Raw genomic sequence first — 17,983 nt, 5'->3', positions numbered from 1 at the left:
CCGATGGTCCTCGTGCACGCCCGGGCTCTGCTCACCAGCAGGACCTCCGAAGGCGTCACCACGTACGTGCCCGCCGACTACCACGACCCGGAGAGACCCGACCACCGGGCCGCGCCGGTATCCGTCGCCGGTCAGGCCGCCGCCGAGGTCCGCACCAGGGTACGGATCTGCCGCAGCAGCACCGACAGAGCGGAGAGATCGGCCCGGGACTCGTCGAACTCACCCATCGCCCGGTGGGCCCGGTGGATCGAGGTGGCGTTCGCCTGCTCCCACTCCTGCACCCGGTCGACCGGCGGCACGCTGTCCGGGGTGGAGCCGAGGACCTCCGCGGTGAGCGCGGCCAGCGCGGCGTACAGGTCGTAGCGCAGCGCCATCCGGGCCAACGTCTGCCAGCGGTCCTCCCGCGGCAGCAGGGAGATCTTCGACAGCAGGGAGTCCACCCGGAACCGGTCGGACAGGACGAAGTAGACCGCAGCCACCTCGTTCACGTCCCGCCCGGTCGTCTGGGCGGTCTCCACCACGTCCAGCAGGCCAAAGCTGTACATCAGCCGGGTCGACTGCTCGGCCAGCTCGCGGGGCAGCCCCTTCTCGGTCAGCGCCTCAATGTGGGCGACGATCCCCTCCCGCTCGCTGCCGTAGAAGAGATTTTCGAGGTCCGGCAGGAGCCGGGCCACGCCGTCCCGCAGCCGTTCGATCTCCCCCGGCACGTCGATCGGCGAACGCCGGTTGGTGACCAGCCAGCGCACGGCCCGGTCGAGCAGCCGCCGGGCGTCCAGGTAGAGGCTCGTCTGCAGCTCGGGCGAGACCTTGTTGTCCAGCGCATCGATCGCCTGCCACAGGTCGCGCAGCCCGAACACCTCGCGCACCACCACGTACGCCCGCAGTACGTCCGCCGCCGACGCGGCCGTCTCCTCGACGGCCCGGAAGACGAACGAGATACCGCCCCGGTTGATCGCCTCATTGACCAGCACGGTCGTGACGATGTCCCGCCGCAGCCGGTGGCGGCCCATCCGATCGGCGAACCGCTCACGCAGCGGAGTGGGGAAGTAGTTGACCAGGACATCAGTCGTCCACTTCTCGTCAGCCAGCCCCTCGCTGACGATCTCCCGCTCCAGTGCGATCTTCTCGTACGCCAGCAGCACCGCGAACTCCGGCGCGGTCAGCCCGGTCTCGGTGCGGACCGCCAGGTCCTCGTCCGCCGGGAGCGCCTCAAGGGCCCGGTCCAGCGCCCCGGAACGCTCCAGCTCGCTGATCATCCGGCGGTGCACCGGAAGCAGCGAGGCCGCCTGCGCCTGGGCGTTGATGAGCGCCCGCGCCTGCTCGTAGTTGCTCCGCAGCACCAGCTGGGCGACCTCGTCGGTCATCTGGGCCAGCAGCTCGTCGCGCTCCGGCCGGTCCAGCTCGCCGTCGGCGACCGCCGTGTTGAGCAGGATCTTGATGTTCACCTCGTGGTCGGAGCAGTCCACCCCGGCCGCGTTGTCGATGAAGTCGGTGAAGTTCCGGCCGCCGTTCTGCGCGTACTCGATCCGGCCGAGCTGGGTCCAGCCCAGGTTGCCGCCCTCGCCCGCCACCCGGCAGCGCAGGTTCTTGCCGTCCACCCGGATGGCGTCGTTGGACTTGTCCCCGACCTCGGCGTTGGTCTGCGTCGACCCCTTCACGTAGGTGCCGATGCCGCCGTTCCAGAACAGGTCCACCGGCGCGGTGAGGATCGCCTTCATCAGCTCCTGCGGAGAGAGCTGCGCGACGCCGTCGTCGAGGCCGAGCCGTGCCCGCATCTGCGGGCTGATCGGGACCGACTTGGCGGTACGCGGGTAGACCCCGCCGCCCTCGGAGATCAGCTCCGGGTTGTAGTCCTCCCAGGACGAGCGAGGCAGGTCGAACAGCCGCTTGCGCTCCTCGAAGGAGGTGGCCGAGTCCGGATCCGGGTCCAGGAAGATGTGCCGGTGGTCGAACGCGGCCACCAGCCGAATGTGCTTCGACAGCAGCATCCCGTTGCCGAACACGTCGCCGGACATGTCGCCGACGCCGACGGCGGTGAAGTCCTGGGTCTGGGTGTCGTGCCCCAGCTCCCGGAAGTGCCGCTTCACCGACTCCCACGCACCGCGGGCGGTGATGCCCATCTTCTTGTGGTCGTAGCCGGCCGAACCGCCGGACGCGAACGCGTCGCCGAGCCAGAAGTCGTGCCCGGCCGAGATCTCGTTGGCGATGTCGGAGAACGTCGCCGTGCCCTTGTCCGCCGCCACCACCATGTACGGGTCGTCGCCGTCGTGCCGGACCACGCCCTCCGGCGGCACGATCTCCCCGCTGGCGATGTTGTCGGTGACGTCCAGCAACGCGCCGACAAACTCCTTGTAGCAGGCCACCGCCTCGTCCCGGTCGCCCGGCTTCTGCTTGAGCACGAAGCCGCCCTTGGCGCCCACCGGCACGATCACGGCGTTCTTCACCATCTGCGCCTTGACCAGGCCGAGCACCTCGGTGCGGAAGTCCTCCCGCCGGTCGGACCAGCGCAGGCCGCCCCGGGCCACCGGCCCGTACCGCAGGTGCACGCCCTCGAACCGGGGCGAGTAGACGAAGATCTCGAACTTGGGTCGCGGCGCCGGCAGGTCCGGGATCGCCTGCGGGTCCAGCTTGAACGCCACGTACGACTTGGGCCGCCCGCCGGCCGGCTTCTGGTAGAAGCTGGTCCGCAGGGTGGCCTGGATCAGCGTCAGGAACCACCGCAGGATGCGATCCTGGTCGAGGCTGGCCACCTCGTCCAGCGCCGCGCCGATCGTGGTGACCAGCTCACCGCTGCGCTTCTGCCGCTCGTCCATGCCGATCTCGCCCGGCGCGAACCGGGTCTCGAAGAGCTCCACCAGCAGCAACGCGATCTTCGGGTACGCGATGAACGTCTGCTCCATGTACTCCTGGGAGAAGACGGTGCCCGCCTGCCGCAGGTACTTCGCGTACGCCCGCAGCACCACGACCTGCCGCCAGGTGAGCCCGGCCCGCAGCACCAGCTCGTTGAAGCCGTCCACCTCGGCCTCGCCCCGCCAGGCGGCGGCGAAGGCGTTCTCCGCGTGCGGGCGGACCTCGGCCAGGTCCTGGTGCGCCTCGGGCAGCTGCAGCCCGAAGTCGTACAGCCAGATCCGGCCGTCGACCCGCTCCACCTCGTACGGGTGCTCGTCGACGACCTTCACACCGAGCGAGTGCAGCACCGGCAGCACCGCGGAAAGCATCATCGGCTCGCCGTACCGGTAGACCTTGAACCGGACGTCCATGGCCTCGTCGGCGTCCCGGTCGCCGGCCAGCCGCGGCGCGACCTGCTTGCGGAACAGGTGCATCTCCAGCTGGCCGGGCTCCTCCAGCAGCTCCAGCTTGGCTAGGTCCTTCATCGCCTCGTACGGCGTGTGCCCGTCCTTGTAGCCCTCCGGGAACGCGTCGGCGTACCGGGAGAACAGGTGCTTGGCCTGCTCGTCGCCGAGCTTGCGCTCGAGCACCAGCCGGTAGTCGTCGTCCCAGAGCCGGGTCGCGTCGGCCAGCTCCTCGGCGAGCAGGTCGGCGTCGATCCCCCCGGGCGGGTTGCTCGGGTCGGTCCGGACGGTGAAGTGCACCCGGGCGAGCATCGACTCGGTGACCCGGGTGGTGTAGTCGACCCCGACGCCGTTCAGCTCGCGCAGCAGGATCTCCTGCATGCGCAGCCGGTTCTGCGTGGTGAACCGGTCCCGGGGCAGGTAGATCAGGCAGGAGATGAACCGCCCGTACCCGTCCCGGCGCAGGAACACCCGCAGCTGCCGACGACCGGCCATCCGCAGCACGCCGACCGCCGCGTGGTAGAGGTCGTCGGTCTTGATCTGGAACAGCTCGTCGCGCGGGTAGGTCTCCAGGATCTGCAGCAGGTCCTTGCCGGAGTGGCTGCGCAGGCTCAGGCCGGAGCGGTCGAGCACTTCGGCGACCTTGCGGCGGACCACCGGCAGCTCCTGCACGCTGGTCCGGTAGGCCGCGGTGGAGAACAGGCCCAGGAAGCGCCGCTCACCGACCACCTCGCCGGCCTCGTTGAAGATCTTGAAGCCGATGTAGTCGAGGTAGGCCGAGCGGTGCACGGTGGCCCGCGAGTTGGCCTTGGTGATGATCAGCAGGCGCTTCTCCAGCACCTTCTCGTGCGCCTCGGTAGTCATCGACGACAGCGCCCGGGACTCCGGCGAGTCCGAGCGCAGGATGCCCAGCCCGGTGCCGAGCACGGCTTCGAGGGCCTGACCGCCGTCGGCGCCGTCGGTGTCGACGAGGCGGTATTCCCGGTAGCCGAGGAAGGTGAAGTGGTCGTGCGCCAGCCAGCGCAGCAGCTCCACCGAGTCGGTGATGTCCTTCTCCGGCACCGGCGGCCGGCTGTCCGAGGTGCGCGCCGCGGCCAACTCGTCGGCCAGGGCCAGGGCCCGCTGACGCATCTTCGGCCAGTCCTCGACGGCCTCCCGGACGTCGGTGAGCACCCGCTGCAGCTCCTTGCGCAGCCGCTCCCGCTCGCCAGGGTCACGCACCGGGTCGATCTCGATGTGCATCCAGCTCTCGACCAGGTCACCGGCGACCGCGTCGTCCGGCTCCACGTCGGCGGAGACCTCGGTCAGCCGCCCCAGCGGCTCCCGCCGGACCACCACCAACGGGTGTACCAGCAGGTGCACGTCGAGGTGATGGGTGTTGAGCAGCGCGGTCACCGAGTCGACCAGGAACGGCATGTCGTCCGTCACGATCTCGATGACCGTGTGGTGCTGGTCCGCGACCGGCTCGTGGATCCGCAGCTTCAACTCACCCGGCACCCGCTGCTGGGCCAGATCCCGGTGCGCCCGGGCGGCGTCGAGCATCTCCTCGGCGGTGAAGCCGATCAGCTCCTCGTCCGGCGCGAACCGCCAGAAACGGCCCACCAGGGTCGCCGCGTCCTGGTCGTCCCCGGCCAGCGCGACGGCCTGGGCCACCAGGCGCTCCGCGTTGGGTACCGGCTCGTCCAGCTCGGCGTCCTCCGACTCGTCGGCCAGGGCCTGCGCGGGCAGGCCGAGCTCGTGCAGGGTGTCGATGCTAGAACCGGTCATCCCGGTCACTCCTGTATCGAGACGGCCGAAACCGTCCCCGTCGGTCGCCGTGTCGAAGCTGTCATTTTCCCGGCCGGTGTGAACCTGCCGGAGGTCGGGTCCCGGTTTAGTCGCCGGACGCCGGTCCATCGGTGCCACTCCCCTCGACCCACCGCATTGTGGGTCACTCTGCCGCCCAGCCTAGGCCCTGCCGTTCTGCCCATTCGTCGGCGGATCACTGGCCGGACGTCCGGTTCGGGACTCTGTCCTTTCACCCGTTGCGGTTCCGTGGTCGACCGGTTGCCGAGTACCCCGGCTCGCGATGTTCATCACCCTGCCCCGGCCCGGCTTTCCGCTTGCCCCAGCGCTGGCGGGGCAGTGGAAACCCACCCGGCCTACTAGGGTGCGGGGCAGTTCGACCGGAGGGACTGCTTCATGCCTGTGTCGTACCCCGTTGGCCGCCGCCTCTTCCCCCGCCCGCTCCTCGCGGTGCTCGCCGCCACCGCGCTCGCCGCGGGCGCATTGACCGGCTGCTCCGGCGAGGATGGGCCGGAGCAGAGCGTGGAGGCATTCCTCAAGGGCTGGCGCTCCGGCAACCTCCAGGCGGTCGGCTTCATCGACCCGGCCGGCACCCGCATCCCGGCCGCCGACGTGGCGCAGGAGATCAAGGCGCTCTCCGGCGACCTGGCCGCCACCCCGCCGGAGCTGAAGCGGCTCGGCAACGCGAAGGTCACCGCCGACACCGCCACCGCGCAGATCCAGGTGGCCTGGGCCCTGCCGGGCCAGACCCACTGGGCCTACGAGAGCCCGGTACGCCTCCAGCGCGGCGGCGACGACCAGTGGCAGGTGATCTGGGAGCCCGCCGTGGTGCAGGCGAAGCTGGAAAAGGGCGACCGCCTCGCGTTGCGCCGCGACACCGCGCCGCGGGCCGCGGTGCTGGACGGCGCGGGCAACCCGATCGTCGCGCCCCGGCCGGTGGTCCGGGTGGGCGTGCAGCCCAGCGAGGTCACCGACGTCAAGGCGCTGGCCCGGCAGCTCGACGCCGCGTTCAAGGCGATCCGGCCCGCCCTCGTGCCGCCGGTCGACCTCGCCGACCTGCCCAAGCGCGTGGCCGAGGCCGACCCGGGCGCGTTCGTCGAGGTGGTGACGCTGCGCGACGAGGCGTACCGGCAGATCAAGCCCCGGATCTACGACCTGCCGGGCACCCGATTCCAGGCCGACAAGCTGGATCTGGCACCGACCCGGGAGTTCGCTCGGGCCCTGCTCGGCTCGGTCGATCAGGCCCAGGCAGACGACCTCAAGGCCCACCCCGACACGTACGTCGCCGGTGATCTGGTCGGCCACGGCGGCCTCCAGGGCCGGTACGACGACCGGCTGCGCGGGGCACCCGGCCTGACCGTGATCGTCGAACGCGCCGGCCCGGACGGCACCACCGAGCCCACCGGCACGGAGGTGTTCCGCAGCGAGCCCAAGGCCGGCCAGCCGGTGCGCACCACCCTCGACGTGGCCACTCAGAACGCCGCCGACACGGCGCTGCACGGCGAGTCCCGGCGGTCCGCCCTGGTGGCCGTACGGATCAGCGACGGCGCGGTGCTGGCCGCCGCCAACGGCCCCGGCCCGGCCGGCGAGAACCTCGCCTTCACCGCCCAGGTGCCGCCCGGCTCGACGTTCAAGATGGTCAGCGCGCTCGCCCTGCTCGACGCTGGGGCGGTCACCCCGGACGCGACGGTCGCCTGCCCGAAGACCGCCGAGGTGGACGGCCGGTCGTTCAAGAACTCCGACTACTTCGAGCTGGGCTCGGTCCCGTTCAGCACCGACTTCGCGAAGTCCTGCAACACGGCCTTCGTCGCGCTGGCGCCGAAGCTCGGGCCGGACGGCCTCGCCGCCACCGGCCGTACGCTCGGTCTGGAGACGACGTGGGACCTCGGCGCGGAGGTCTTCCCCGGTTCGGTCTCCGCCAACGGCTCGGCCACCGAGCAGGCCGCCGCCGCGATCGGCCAGGGCACCACCGTGGTCAGCCCGCTGGCCATGGCCGGGGCCACCGCCGCCGTGGCCCGAGGTCGCTGGGAGCAGCCGAAGCTGCTGCTCGACCCGGCTCCGCAGCAGCCGGCCCCGGCCGGCCCGGCCCTGAAGCCCGAGTCAGCGGCGGCGCTGAAGACGATGATGCGGGCCGTGGTCACCAACGGCACGGCCCGCACGTTGAAGAGCGCCCCCGGCGGGCCGGTGTACGGCAAGACCGGCACCGCCGAGTACGACAACAACCCGGCGCACACCCACGCCTGGTTCGTCGGCTGGCAGGGCGACGTGGCCTTCGCGGTCTTCGTCGAGCAGGGCGGGTCGAGCAGCGCCAGCGCGGTGCCGATCGCCGACCGTTTCCTCCGCGCCCTCGCAAAGCCCTGAGCCGTCCACAGTCAAGTCTGCTGACAGCCATAGGCGGTCCAAACAATCGAGGTGGCGCACCATACGCCTATCCGGTCATGGCCATTTGTGCGATCCTGGCCGATGTCGAATAGCTGGATGATACGGCTTCCGACAACGCCGGGAAGGGGCCACCGTGTTCCCCGACTTCTATGCCACGGCCGCGCAGGTTCTGCCGGTGCTGATGCTTGCGCTGATCTGGGAATCACGATTCCTTGATCGTCTCGGCAATCAGAACAGGCAGTTGCGCCGGACCGACCCGAATGGCGTCCTGTTCTGGACCAGACCACGCGTACGGGCGTATTCCCTCTTCATCGTCGTCGTCATCATGCTCGGCACCGCGCTGGCCCTGCTGGTGCTCGCCGAGGCACTGCCGCCCGGCCCGGTGCTGCGGGCGGTCCTGACGATCTGCTTGCTGCTGGCGTCGGCCACGTTGCTCACCCGGGTGATCGTGGACGTCATCGATGCGACGGCACCGCCGGCCGGACGCGCCGTGCCGTCGTCCTCGGCGGAATCCGCACCGCCGGATCCGGGCCCTCATCCGCCGGTCGGCGTTGGAGGCGAAGCCGGTTGAACCCGCTCGACGTGGTCTTCGTGCATGGGCTTTTCTCCTCTCGGCGAGCGTGGGAGCAGATGGCCAGCCTGCTGGCCGACGACCCGGGTCTGCCCCCGCTGCGAACCCATTTCTTCGAATACGACTCGCAGATCGTCCGGCTCCGTCCCGACCGTCGGATCCCGCATCTCAACGACATCGCGGATCGGCTGGGCACCTACCTCCGCGACGAGGTGGCACCAGCGGCGAGTATCGTGCTGGTCTCGCACAGCCAGGGTGGCCTGGTCATCCAACGGTTCCTGGCCCGGACCCTCGCCCGCGGGGGCGGATACGAACTGGCGCCGATCCGACGGGTGGTGATGTTCGCCTGCCCGAATTCCGGAGCGGAGTTCTTCAGTTCCCTGCGGCGGCTGACGTTCCGGTGCCGCAATCCACAGGAACGGGAATTACGCCCGCTCCAAGAAACGATCATCGAGACTCACCGGGCCTTGCAGCGCGGCATTCTCCAGGCCCGGCAGCACGGCCCGAACGAGTGGCCCCTGCCGATCTCGACGTACGCCGGGATGTCCGACAACATCGTCCCGCCATACGTCGCCAACTGGACCTTCGCGGCGAGCGGGGTGGTCGAGGGCGATCATTTCTCCGTGATCCGGCCGGCGATCCGGGCCGACTCGCGCTACCTCGCCCTCCGCACGGAGCTCCTCTGCGCTGCCGAATCCGACTCGGCCACCGTCGGTGGGCGAGCCGACCAAGCGGACCATGACCCGCCAGCTGGGGAAGCCACGACCGTCACCCCTCCGGTCGGGTCGATGGGTGCCGGCACCGCCGCGGCCGGACGTTCCGATCGGCGCGACCGCGCTGGACGCATCTCCGTCGAGCCGCCGCTGGGCCGCCTCGACTCGCCGCTCTACGGCAGGGCCCACCTCATTGACGAGATCATGTCCGGACACGACGTCGGGACCGAACCGGCCTCCTCCGTGCACGTGCTGCACGGCCTGGCCGGCTGCGGCAAGAGTTACCTGGCTCTGGAGATCGCCCGTCGAGCCCAGCTCGCCGATCGGCAGGTCTGGTGGCTGTCGGCGCAGCGGCTCAGCTCGGGCATGCGCGAGGTGGCCAGTCGACTGGGAGCACCGAGCAGTCTGGTCGACCGGGCGTGGTCCGGGGACGCGAGCGCCACCGACCTCGTCTGGCGGTTCCTCGACAAGGCGGAGCAGCGGTGGGTGCTGATCATCGACAACGCCGACGAGCCGCGGGAGCTTGACCCGGTCGACAATGACCTCTCCGACGGCCGGGGTTGGCTGCGGCGGCCGCAGAACCCGGAGAACCTGGTCGTCGTCACCAGTCGCGACGGCGACCGAAACGCCTGGCCGGCCTGGTCCCGCCGGCACGCCGTGGGTCCGCTGGAGGAGGCGGACGGGGCGCTCGTGCTGCTGGCCCGGGCCGGGAGTGTGGCCGGCCCGGAGGAAGAGGCTCGCGCGCTCTCTGCGGCGCTTGGTGGTCTACCGCTGGCGCTCCGGGCGGTCGGTGACTACCTAAAATCCGTCCATACTACTCAAATCTATCAGGGTCGACAGGTGCTGCGGGATTTCGAGAGCTATCGCAGCAACCTCCAGCAGCGCCTGGAGCTACCGCCGGGTGCCCCGAAGCTCGATGAGCTGACCGGCCTCGGCGTCACGGCCCGGGTCTTCGACATCTCGCTGGACCTGCTGGCCAAACGCGGCTTGACGCAGGCCGGCAACCTGCTGCGGGTGCTCGCCTGTCTCAGTGTGGCTCCGGTGCCGTATCACCGTCTGCTGGACCAGGAGCTTCTGAAGCGGTCCCCGCTCTTCTCGGAGTTCACCGGCCAACAGCAGCTGACCGTGCTGGAAGGGCTCGCCGACCTCTCCCTCGTGGCCCCGGACGAGCTGGAGTCGGTGCGGGACGAGGACTTCCGCCACGTGCTCTCCCTGCATCCCCTGGTGCACGGAATCATGCGCGACGATTCCGACCTGCGGCGGCACGCCACCGAGTACTACGCACTGACCGCACAGCTGCTCGGCGCGGCGGTCGAGGGCCTCAACCCGGACGCCCCGGCAGACTGGGACGGCTGGTACCTCCTCGCCCCGCACACCATTGGCCTGGCCCGGGACTACCTCCAACGCGGCGGCATCCGCTATGAGCGGGTGACCGTGGTGACCATCCTCGAACTGGTCCGGCTGACCGCCCGGTACCTGCTCGCCACCGGATTGGCGTCATCGGCGGAGGAGATGCTCTCGGCGGTCGTGGCCAACTGCCCGGCGTACGACGTCAACCCGAAGGATCGGGAGATCCTCGCGCTGCGGCACGAGCTGGCTCGGACGGCGCTCGAACAGCAGCGGCCGACCGAGGCGGAGGCGCTGCTGCGGGAGGTGATCGCGGGCCGGCAGGCCGTTCTCGGCAGCAGACACGCGGACACCCTCGCAAGCCGCCACAAGCTGGCACGCGCCATCATGGCTCAAAACCGCTGGGGCGAGGCGGAGGAGGAACTGACCGACATCGTGGCCGCCGAGGACAAGGTCCGCGGGCCCGAACACTCCGACACCATGATCATCCGGCACAGTCTGGCTCGGGCCATCCTGCTACAGGGCCGCACCAAGGAGGCCGAGGGGATGCTTCGCGAGATCCTCGCGATCCGACTTCGCCGGTGGGCGCCGTTCGAACCGGAGACCCGCCTGGTCCGACAGAGCCTGGCTCGCTGCCTGTACGAGCTGTCCCGCTTCGACGAGGCGGAGGAGCAGCTCAGAGCCGCCCTGGCCGACATCGGCGAAGAAGAGGCGATCCGTCCTGAGGTGTTGCTGCTGCGGTGGACGCTCGCTCAGGTCCTGATCGCGCAGAACGGCGTCGCCGAAGCTCGCGAAGTGCTGGCCCGGCTGCTCGAAGACCGTGAGCGGGTGCTTGGCGAAGGGCATCCGGACACCGTGGGCACCCGTGCGACGCTCGAGAAACTCGCCCCGTACGTGCCGCCGCGACAATCCGGAAAGCCGGCAGGGGAACGCGAGTCGACGCGGGATCCGGGCGGGACGAACCCGCTCTCCTGACCAGCTTTCACATTGACTGATATCTGTCACATGACTGCCCCCGTCCCGGATCGAACTCATGGCATCCTCCGAACGGAGGTTGTCCTCGTGGGCATGCCTGACCACTCTTTACCCATATCGATTGAACGGAGGGGTCCGGATGTCCGCCAGCAACCATGAGTCACCGGAGTCGGCGAGCAACGCGCAGGTCCAGCACCCCTTCGCCGATCCGGCGGCCGAGGCACTCCAGCAGATCGCCCGCGACATGTCCAAGATGTACGAGGTCGCGCTGGAGGTCGATCCCCAGCTCTACTTCAGCGGCCGCACGCACGCGCTGGCCACATCGCCAGGTCTGGCCAATCAAGCGCGCTGAATCCGCCCGGCTGCCCGGCTCCCCGACGTTGGAAGGCCCCATGACCACGAACGGCAGCAGACTCTTTGTCGTTGACGCCTTCACGGATGAGCCGTTCCACGGCAATCCCGCCGGCGTCGTCATCCTCGATGAGAAGCGCGACGACGCGTGGATGCAGGCGGTGGCGAGCGAGATGCGGCATTCGGAAACCGCCTTCGCCCTGCCCGCCGAGAGCGGCTGGTGGCACCTACGATGGTTCACCCCCACCGTAGAAGTGGATCTCTGCGGGCACGCCACGCTCGCCACGGCGCACGTGCTCGGCGGGCACACCCGCTTCCGCACCCGCAGCGGCGACCTCACCTGCTCGGTCACCCGTGACGGGTGGATCGAGATGGACTTTCCCGCCGATCCGCCCGCCCTCATCGAGACGCCGGACGAGCTGCGCCAGGCCCTTGGCCGCGACATCACCGTCGTCGCGGTCGCCCGCGGTGTGTCCGACCTGCTGGTCGAGGTGGCCGGGCCGGAGGACGTCCGGGCCGCTCGGCCTGACCTGACCGCGCTGGCCGCGATCCCGGTACGTGGGGTCATCCTCACCGCCTACGACGACGACCGGGACCGGGTGGTCAGCCGCTGCTTCTACCCCGCCGTCGGGGTTCCGGAGGATCCGGTCACCGGCTCCGCCCACTGCACCATCGGGAGTTGGTGGGCTGAGCGCCGGCAGCGGGACGACCTGCTCGCCGAGCAACTGTCGCCCCGCGGCGGCACGCTGCGTCTGTCCCGCCGAGGCGACCGGATGCGGCTCGGCGGACGCGCGGTCACCGTGTGGCACGGCGAGATGTCGGTCTGAGATGAAATACGCCGACGAGCTGAACGCGACCACTCTGGGCCAGCTCGCCGAGGGCGACCTGGACGCCATCTGGGTGCCGGGCTTCCACTCGCCCCCGCAGTGCCAGGAGGTGCTCCCGCGGGTCGTGGCGGCCTGCGAGCGGTCGCAATACACCCTGACCGGTGACTTTCAAAGCATCGGCACCTCCATGGGGGAGGCCGCCGAGTCGGCGGCAGGCCAGCGCCGTTACCTGGACACCGCGGCCGAGACCCTCGATCTGATCCGCTACGAGATCTTTGCCGGCCGGCTCTCGCCGCTCGACGAGCTGCGACTGCTGCTCGACGAGTTGTGGCCGGCCGGTGCCACCGTGGCCCGCTACGGCAACCGGATGATGCTGCCGGGCATCATCCGCCGCTGGCCGGCAGGCGGCCACGCCAATCCGCACATCGACCAGCGCGACATTCCACTCCTCGCCGGCCAGCACCTGCGCCGCCGGATCGGCACCAACATCTACCTGGAGGTGCCACCCAGCGGCAGTGGGGGGCAGGTGGATTTCTGGGCCCTGTGGACGGACGAGGGCGCGTACGACAGCCGGCGCCGGGCCGACTACGGCCTCGACCGGGACGAGCTGGGTGAGCCGCACTGGTCCTGCGAGCCGGGCCAGGGTGACCTGCTGATGTTCGACGCCGCCCGGGTCCACGGCGTGCGCCGGGTGGACCACGGCTCCCGGGTGACCGCAGCCTGTTTCCTCGGCGTCCGCGACCCGAGCGAGCCGCTCGTGCTGTTCGCGTAGCGCGGGCCTCGACCGCTCACCGCACCGCGCCGGGCTGCCCGCTCAACTTCGAAGAGCCCGCAACGCGGCGCTCCGCAGCCCGCCCGTCTCCTGGCGACGGCGTGACCGGGCCGGACGGCAGCCGCCGCGGCGGCGACGCGCTGGGCGCCGTGACCGGGGCCAGGCCGGACACCACGGTGTTCACGATCTCGGCGGCGTACGTCCCGTCCGGGTCGTAGTCGGGGTCGAAGACGGTCAGCTCCACACCGAGACAGTGCGGGGTGTCCACCAGACCGGCGAGCAGAATCTCCAGCTCGGCGAAGGCGATCCCGCCCGGGTCGGGCGCGTCCACGGCGGGCATCACCGCCGGGTCGAGCACGTCCACGTCGACGTGCACCCAGTAGCCGGCGCAGTCCGCCAACTGTTCGTGCGCCCACTGGGCGGTGCGGGCCGCGCCCTCGGCGCGCAGGGCCGGCACCGGCCGGGTGGTGATCCCGGCGGCCTGCAGGTCGAGCCGGTACTCGTCCTGCGCCCGGATGCCGAGCACCACCACGTCGATGTCCCGGAAGTAGGGGCGCCGCCCCTCGATGGCGGCCAGGTCCGCCTGCCCCCGGCCGGTGACCAGGGCCAGGTCCTCCCCCGCCGCCGCGCCCACGTAGGAGGCGTTGCCGGGATGCCGGAAGTCGGAGTGACCGTCGACGAAGACCAGCCCGATCCGGCCGTCGATCGCCTCGCCGAGCCGGTGCATGGCCAGCGCCGAGCCGAGCAGCACCGAGCAGTCCCCGCCGAGCACCAGCGGGAACTCACCCCGGTCGATGATCGCGCCGATCCGGTCGGCCAGCGCCAACGAATACGCGGAGATCTCCCGGGCGTGGCAGACCCCGTCGCCCGGGCGCCAGTCACCGGGGTCGTACCGGGGCGGGGTGAGGCAGCCGGCGTCGCGCGCCCGCAACCGGGCGAGCAGGCCCTGGTCGCGCAGCGCGCCGGGCGCCTTGGCGCAGCCGGGGACCGAGGTGGCGGTGGGCGGGCGCAGGCCGAGGTTGGTCGGCGCGTCGAGGACGGCGATCCGGCGCATCATGAGCTCCCGTCCTCGTTGGTCGGGCGGGCCGGCCGGTACGCCGGCCCGCGCTGGCGTGCTCGTACTTAGAACAGGGCGCTGGCCAGTGCCCGGCGGGCCGACGCCACGGCGGGGTCCTCCGGCCCGGCGATGGTGAAGAGGCCGACCAGGTGCTGGCGTACCTTCTCCCGGTCGTCGCCGGTGATCCGACGGACCAGCCCGACCAGGCGCTGGTACGCCTGCTGGGCCAGGCCGCTGAGCACCTCGATGTCGGCGGCCAGCAACTGGGCGTCGACGTCGTCGGGTGCGGCCGCCGCGGCGGTGAGCGCCGCCTGCGGGTCCGCGCCGGCCACCCGGCGGGCCAGCCCGACCTGGGCCAGCCCCGCCTCCGCCGCCGCGTCCGTCGGCGACTCGGCCAGGATCTTCCGGTACGCCCGCTCGGCCGCGTCCAGGTCGCCGCTCATCAGGGCGTCGTCGGCCTCATCGAGGCGCGGGTCCTCGGGCGCGGCGACACTGACCCCGCCGGCCTTCAACACGGCCTGGATCCACTGACGGAGCTGGGCCTCCGGCACCACACCGGAGAAAGCGTCGACCGGCTGCCCGCCGACGATCGCGTAGACCATCGGGATGCCCTGCACCCGGAACATCTGGGCGATCCGGGGGTTGGCATCCACGTCCACCTTGGCCAGTACCCATGCGCCGCCGCCCTCCACCGCCAGCCGTTCCAGCACCGGGGAGAGCTGCTTGCAGGGCTCGCACCACTCGGCCCAGAAGTCAACGATCACCGGGGTGCTCAGCGAGCGTTCGAGGACCTCGGACTGGAAGGTCGCCTCAGTCACGTCGATGACGCTGATTCCGCCGACCGCGCCGCCCGGCGCACCGGCAGGGGGCCCAGCCTTGGCCGGGGCAGGGGTGGGTGCGGCGCTGCGCAGCGCGCTGAGGTCGACCGCGCCGCGAGTGAAGATCGACGAGGTGATCCGTGGGTCGCTCATGGTTATCTAGTCTCGCACGTGTCAGGCGGAACTCAGATCAACCGCGACGTCGACAGTTGCACCTGTCACGCCGGCCTGGCAGGCCCGGGTGCACAGGTCCGCAGTGGACGCGTCAGGCGCCCAGTTGGGCCAGCAGCTCGGCGGCGGCCGCGTACGGGTCGATCGCGCCCTCGGCCACCTGGGCGGCGAGCGCCGGCAGCTGCGTACCGTCGCGCAGCGAGCCGATCCGGTTTCGGAGGGCGCCGAGCGCGATCGCCTCGATCTCGGCGGCGGCCCGCGCCTCCCGGCGGCGGCGCAGCTCGCCGTGCCGCTCCAGCCAGTCCCGGTGCTTGTCGATCGCGACGGCGATGTCGTCGATCCCCTCGCCGCGCGCGGCGACGGCCCGGACCACCTGCGGTCGCCACTCCCCCGGCCCGCGCTCGCCCAGCGCGATCATGCCCTGGATGTCCCGGATCGTGGCGTCGGCGCCGTCCCGGTCGGCCTTGTTGACCACGAACACGTCGGCGATCTCGAGAATGCCGGCCTTGACCGCTTGGATAGCGTCGCCCATGCCCGGGGCGAGCAGCACCAGCGTGGTGTCGGCCAGGGAGGCCACCTCGACCTCGGCCTGCCCGACGCCGACGGTCTCCACCAGCACCACGTCACAGCCGGCGCCCTCCAGCACCCGCACCGCCTGCGGTGTCGCCGCGGAGAGCCCGCCGAGGTGCCCGCGGCTGGACATCGAGCGGATGTAGACGCCGGGGTCGGTGGCATGGTCCTGCATCCGGACCCGGTCGCCGAGGATCGCCCCGCCGGTGAACGGGCTGGACGGGTCGATCGCCAGCACGCCGACCCGACGGCCGCGTGCCCGCAGCGCCCGGACCAGCTCGTTGGTGGTGGTCGACTTGCCCACCCCGGGTGAGCCGGTCAGCCCGACCACCTGAGCGTGCCCGGCGTACGGCGCGAGGGCCGCCGCGACCTGCGGCAGCACCTCGTCGCCGGACTCGACCAGGGTGATCAGCCGGGCCACCGCCCGGGGATCGCCCGCGCGGGCGCGTTCCACCAGCATCGGTACGTCCCGGCTGCGGCGCACCGATCCGGTGGCCTCGGCCGGGGCGCGCTCGACGGGGCTACCCACGGTCAGCTTTCGCCACCGTCGGGGACGTGGATGATCAGCGCGTCGCCCTGACCGCCGCCGCCGCAGAGGGCGGCCGCGCCGGTGCCGCCGCCCCGCCGCTTGAGCTCCAGCGCCAGGGTGAGCACCAGCCGGGCGCCGGACATGCCGATCGGGTGGCCGAGCGCGATGGCACCGCCGTTGACGTTGACCTTGTCCGCGCTGACGCCCAGGTCGCGGGTGGACTGGATGCCGACCGCCGCGAACGCCTCGTTGATCTCGATGAGGTCGAGGTCGGTGACGTTCAGGCCGGCCTTCTTCAGCGCATGGTTGATGGCGTTGGACGGCTGCGAGTGCAGGGAGTTGTCGGGCCCGGCCACGTTGCCGTGCGCGCCGATCTCGGCCAGCCAGGTCAGCCCCAGCTCCTTGGCCTTGGCCTTGCTCATGACCACCACGGCGGCGGCGCCGTCGGAGATCGGCGAGGCGCTGCCGGCGGTGATGGTGCCGTCCTTGGCAAAGGACGGGCGCAGCTTGGCCAGGGACTCGACCGTGGTGTCCGGGCGGATGCCCTCGTCCTCGCTGATCGTCAGCGGGTCGCCCTTGCGCTGCGGGATGATCACCGGGGTGATCTCGTCGGCGAAGTGGCCGTTCTTCTGCGCGGCGGCGGCCCGCTGGTGGCTGGCGGCGGCGAAGGCGTCCTGCTCCTCGCGGGTGATCCCGTGCTTCGCCCCGTGCCGCTCGGTCGACTCGCCCATGGAGCAGCAGTCCCAGGCGTCGGTGAGGCCATCCAGCGCCATGTGGTCCTTGATCGTGACGTCGCCGTACTTGTAGCCGGCGCGCTGACCGAGCAGCAGGTGCGGCGCGTTGGTCATCGACTCCATGCCGCCGGCCACCACGACGTCGAACTCGCCGGCCCGGATGAGCTGGTCGGCCAGGGCGATCGCGTCCAGGCCGGAGAGGCAGACCTTGTTGATGGTCAGCGCGGGGGTGGACATCGGAATGCCCGCCTCGACGGCCGCCTGGCGGGCCGGGATCTGCCCGGCGCCGGCCTGGAGCACCTGACCCATGATCACGTATTGCACCTGATCCGGAGTGACGCCGGCGCGCTCCAGCGCCGCCTTGATCGCGATGCCACCGAGCCTGGTCGCCGGGAGATCCTTGAGGTTGCCCAGCAGGCGCCCCATCGGGGTCCGCGCGCCGCTGACGATCACCGAAGCCATGCCTGCCTCCGAGGGGGTGCCGACCGTACGCCTTAACGAATGTTCGGTCAGACTAGCGCCATGGCTGAGAACTCCCCCGTCGAGCCCGCTGCCGACTACGTCACAGATATCGGCCTGCGCCGCATCGACCACGTCGGGATCGCCGTGGCCGACCTGGACGCCGCGATCGACTTCTACCAGCGCACCTTCGGGATGCGCTGCGTGCACACCGAGACCAACGCCGAACAGGGCGTACGCGAGGCGATGCTGGCCGTCGGGCCGACCACCGAGGGCGGGTGCCTGCAGCTGCTCGCCCCGCTCTCGCCCGAGTCGACGATCGCGAAGTTCCTGGACCGCAACGGGCCGGGCGTGCAGCAGGTCGCGTACACGGTGGCCGACATCGACGCGGCCTGCGCGGCGCTGCGCGAGCGGGGCGTACGGCTGCTCTACGAGACCCCGAAGCGGGGCACGGCCGACTCCCGGATCAACTTCGTGCACCCGAAGGACGCCGGCGGGGTCCTGGTCGAATTGGTCGAACCCGCCCATTGAGCTGCAAGGAGGGGCGCGGTTGGCGGTTCCTGCAGACACCTCTACGCATCGATCAATGCAGTTTTTCACAGCGAACTTCCGCCCTTAGCTACCGTTAA

Annotated in this window: 11 protein-coding genes and 2 pseudogenes; 8 read left to right on the top strand and 5 right to left on the bottom strand. The window is 70.9% G+C overall.

The window, feature by feature from the left end:
- Positions 1 to 96: pseudogene (locus tag ABZ671_RS29455) on the top strand (SAM-dependent methyltransferase); the annotation flags it as partial.
- 35 nt (positions 97 to 131) lie between these two features.
- On the opposite strand, the gene ABZ671_RS29450 reads toward ABZ671_RS29455, so the two are convergent.
- A complete protein-coding gene (locus tag ABZ671_RS29450) occupies positions 132 to 5,189 on the bottom strand; it encodes an NAD-glutamate dehydrogenase (RefSeq protein WP_357864252.1) in 5,058 nt (1,685 codons plus the stop codon).
- A gap of 285 nt (positions 5,190 to 5,474) precedes the next feature.
- Here ABZ671_RS29450 and ABZ671_RS29445 point away from each other — a divergent pair, with 285 nt between their 5' ends.
- From ABZ671_RS29445 to ABZ671_RS29420, 6 genes are all read left to right on the top strand, one after another.
- Positions 5,475 to 7,439, top strand: coding sequence for a penicillin-binding transpeptidase domain-containing protein (locus tag ABZ671_RS29445; protein ID WP_357864250.1), 1,965 nt, complete (start codon positions 5,475 to 5,477; stop codon positions 7,437 to 7,439).
- Between the two features lie 154 nt (positions 7,440 to 7,593).
- Positions 7,594 to 8,031, top strand: coding sequence for a hypothetical protein (locus tag ABZ671_RS29440; RefSeq protein WP_357864248.1), 438 nt, complete (start codon positions 7,594 to 7,596; stop codon positions 8,029 to 8,031).
- Entirely contained in the window at positions 8,028 to 11,066 is a 3,039-nt protein-coding gene (locus ABZ671_RS29435; RefSeq protein ID WP_357864246.1) for an alpha/beta fold hydrolase, read from the top strand. Before ABZ671_RS29440 ends, ABZ671_RS29435 begins: the two co-directional genes overlap by 4 nt.
- 139 nt (positions 11,067 to 11,205) lie before the next feature.
- Positions 11,206 to 11,418 (top strand): hypothetical protein, encoded by a 213-nt coding sequence (locus tag ABZ671_RS29430; RefSeq protein ID WP_357864244.1) that lies wholly within the window; start codon positions 11,206 to 11,208, stop codon positions 11,416 to 11,418.
- A gap of 40 nt (positions 11,419 to 11,458) precedes the next feature.
- Positions 11,459 to 12,244 (top strand): PhzF family phenazine biosynthesis protein, encoded by a 786-nt coding sequence (locus tag ABZ671_RS29425; RefSeq protein WP_357864243.1) that lies wholly within the window; start codon positions 11,459 to 11,461, stop codon positions 12,242 to 12,244.
- Between the two features lies 1 nt (position 12,245).
- Positions 12,246 to 13,016 (top strand): 2OG-Fe(II) oxygenase, encoded by a 771-nt coding sequence (locus tag ABZ671_RS29420; RefSeq protein ID WP_357864242.1) that lies wholly within the window; start codon positions 12,246 to 12,248, stop codon positions 13,014 to 13,016.
- Positions 13,017 to 13,074: 58 nt separating this feature from the next.
- Here ABZ671_RS29420 and ABZ671_RS29415 read toward each other — a convergent pair.
- The 4 genes and pseudogenes from ABZ671_RS29415 to ABZ671_RS29400 form a co-directional block, all read right to left on the bottom strand.
- A pseudogene (locus ABZ671_RS29415) lies at positions 13,075 to 14,073 on the bottom strand (arginase family protein); the annotation flags it as partial.
- A gap of 65 nt (positions 14,074 to 14,138) precedes the next feature.
- On the bottom strand, positions 14,139 to 15,044 hold the full coding sequence (locus ABZ671_RS29410) for a tetratricopeptide repeat protein (protein WP_357864241.1): 906 nt from the start codon (positions 15,042 to 15,044) through the stop codon (positions 14,139 to 14,141).
- 112 nt (positions 15,045 to 15,156) lie between these two features.
- Positions 15,157 to 16,092, bottom strand: coding sequence for a methylmalonyl Co-A mutase-associated GTPase MeaB (gene meaB / locus ABZ671_RS29405; RefSeq protein WP_357864254.1), 936 nt, complete (start codon positions 16,090 to 16,092; stop codon positions 15,157 to 15,159).
- A gap of 71 nt (positions 16,093 to 16,163) precedes the next feature.
- A complete protein-coding gene (locus tag ABZ671_RS29400) occupies positions 16,164 to 17,357 on the bottom strand; it encodes an acetyl-CoA C-acetyltransferase (RefSeq protein ID WP_357864239.1) in 1,194 nt (397 codons plus the stop codon).
- Positions 17,358 to 17,417: 60 nt separating this feature from the next.
- Between ABZ671_RS29400 and mce the strand changes: the two genes are divergently transcribed.
- Positions 17,418 to 17,885, top strand: coding sequence for a methylmalonyl-CoA epimerase (gene mce, locus ABZ671_RS29395; protein WP_357864237.1), 468 nt, complete (start codon positions 17,418 to 17,420; stop codon positions 17,883 to 17,885).
- The last annotated feature ends 98 nt before the right edge of the window (positions 17,886 to 17,983 follow it).

Origin of the sequence: Micromonospora sp. NPDC006766 (assembly GCF_040636055.1) — a bacterium.
GTDB lineage: Bacteria > Actinomycetota > Actinomycetes > Mycobacteriales > Micromonosporaceae > Micromonospora.
This window is presented reverse-complemented; position numbering and strand designations above follow the sequence as displayed.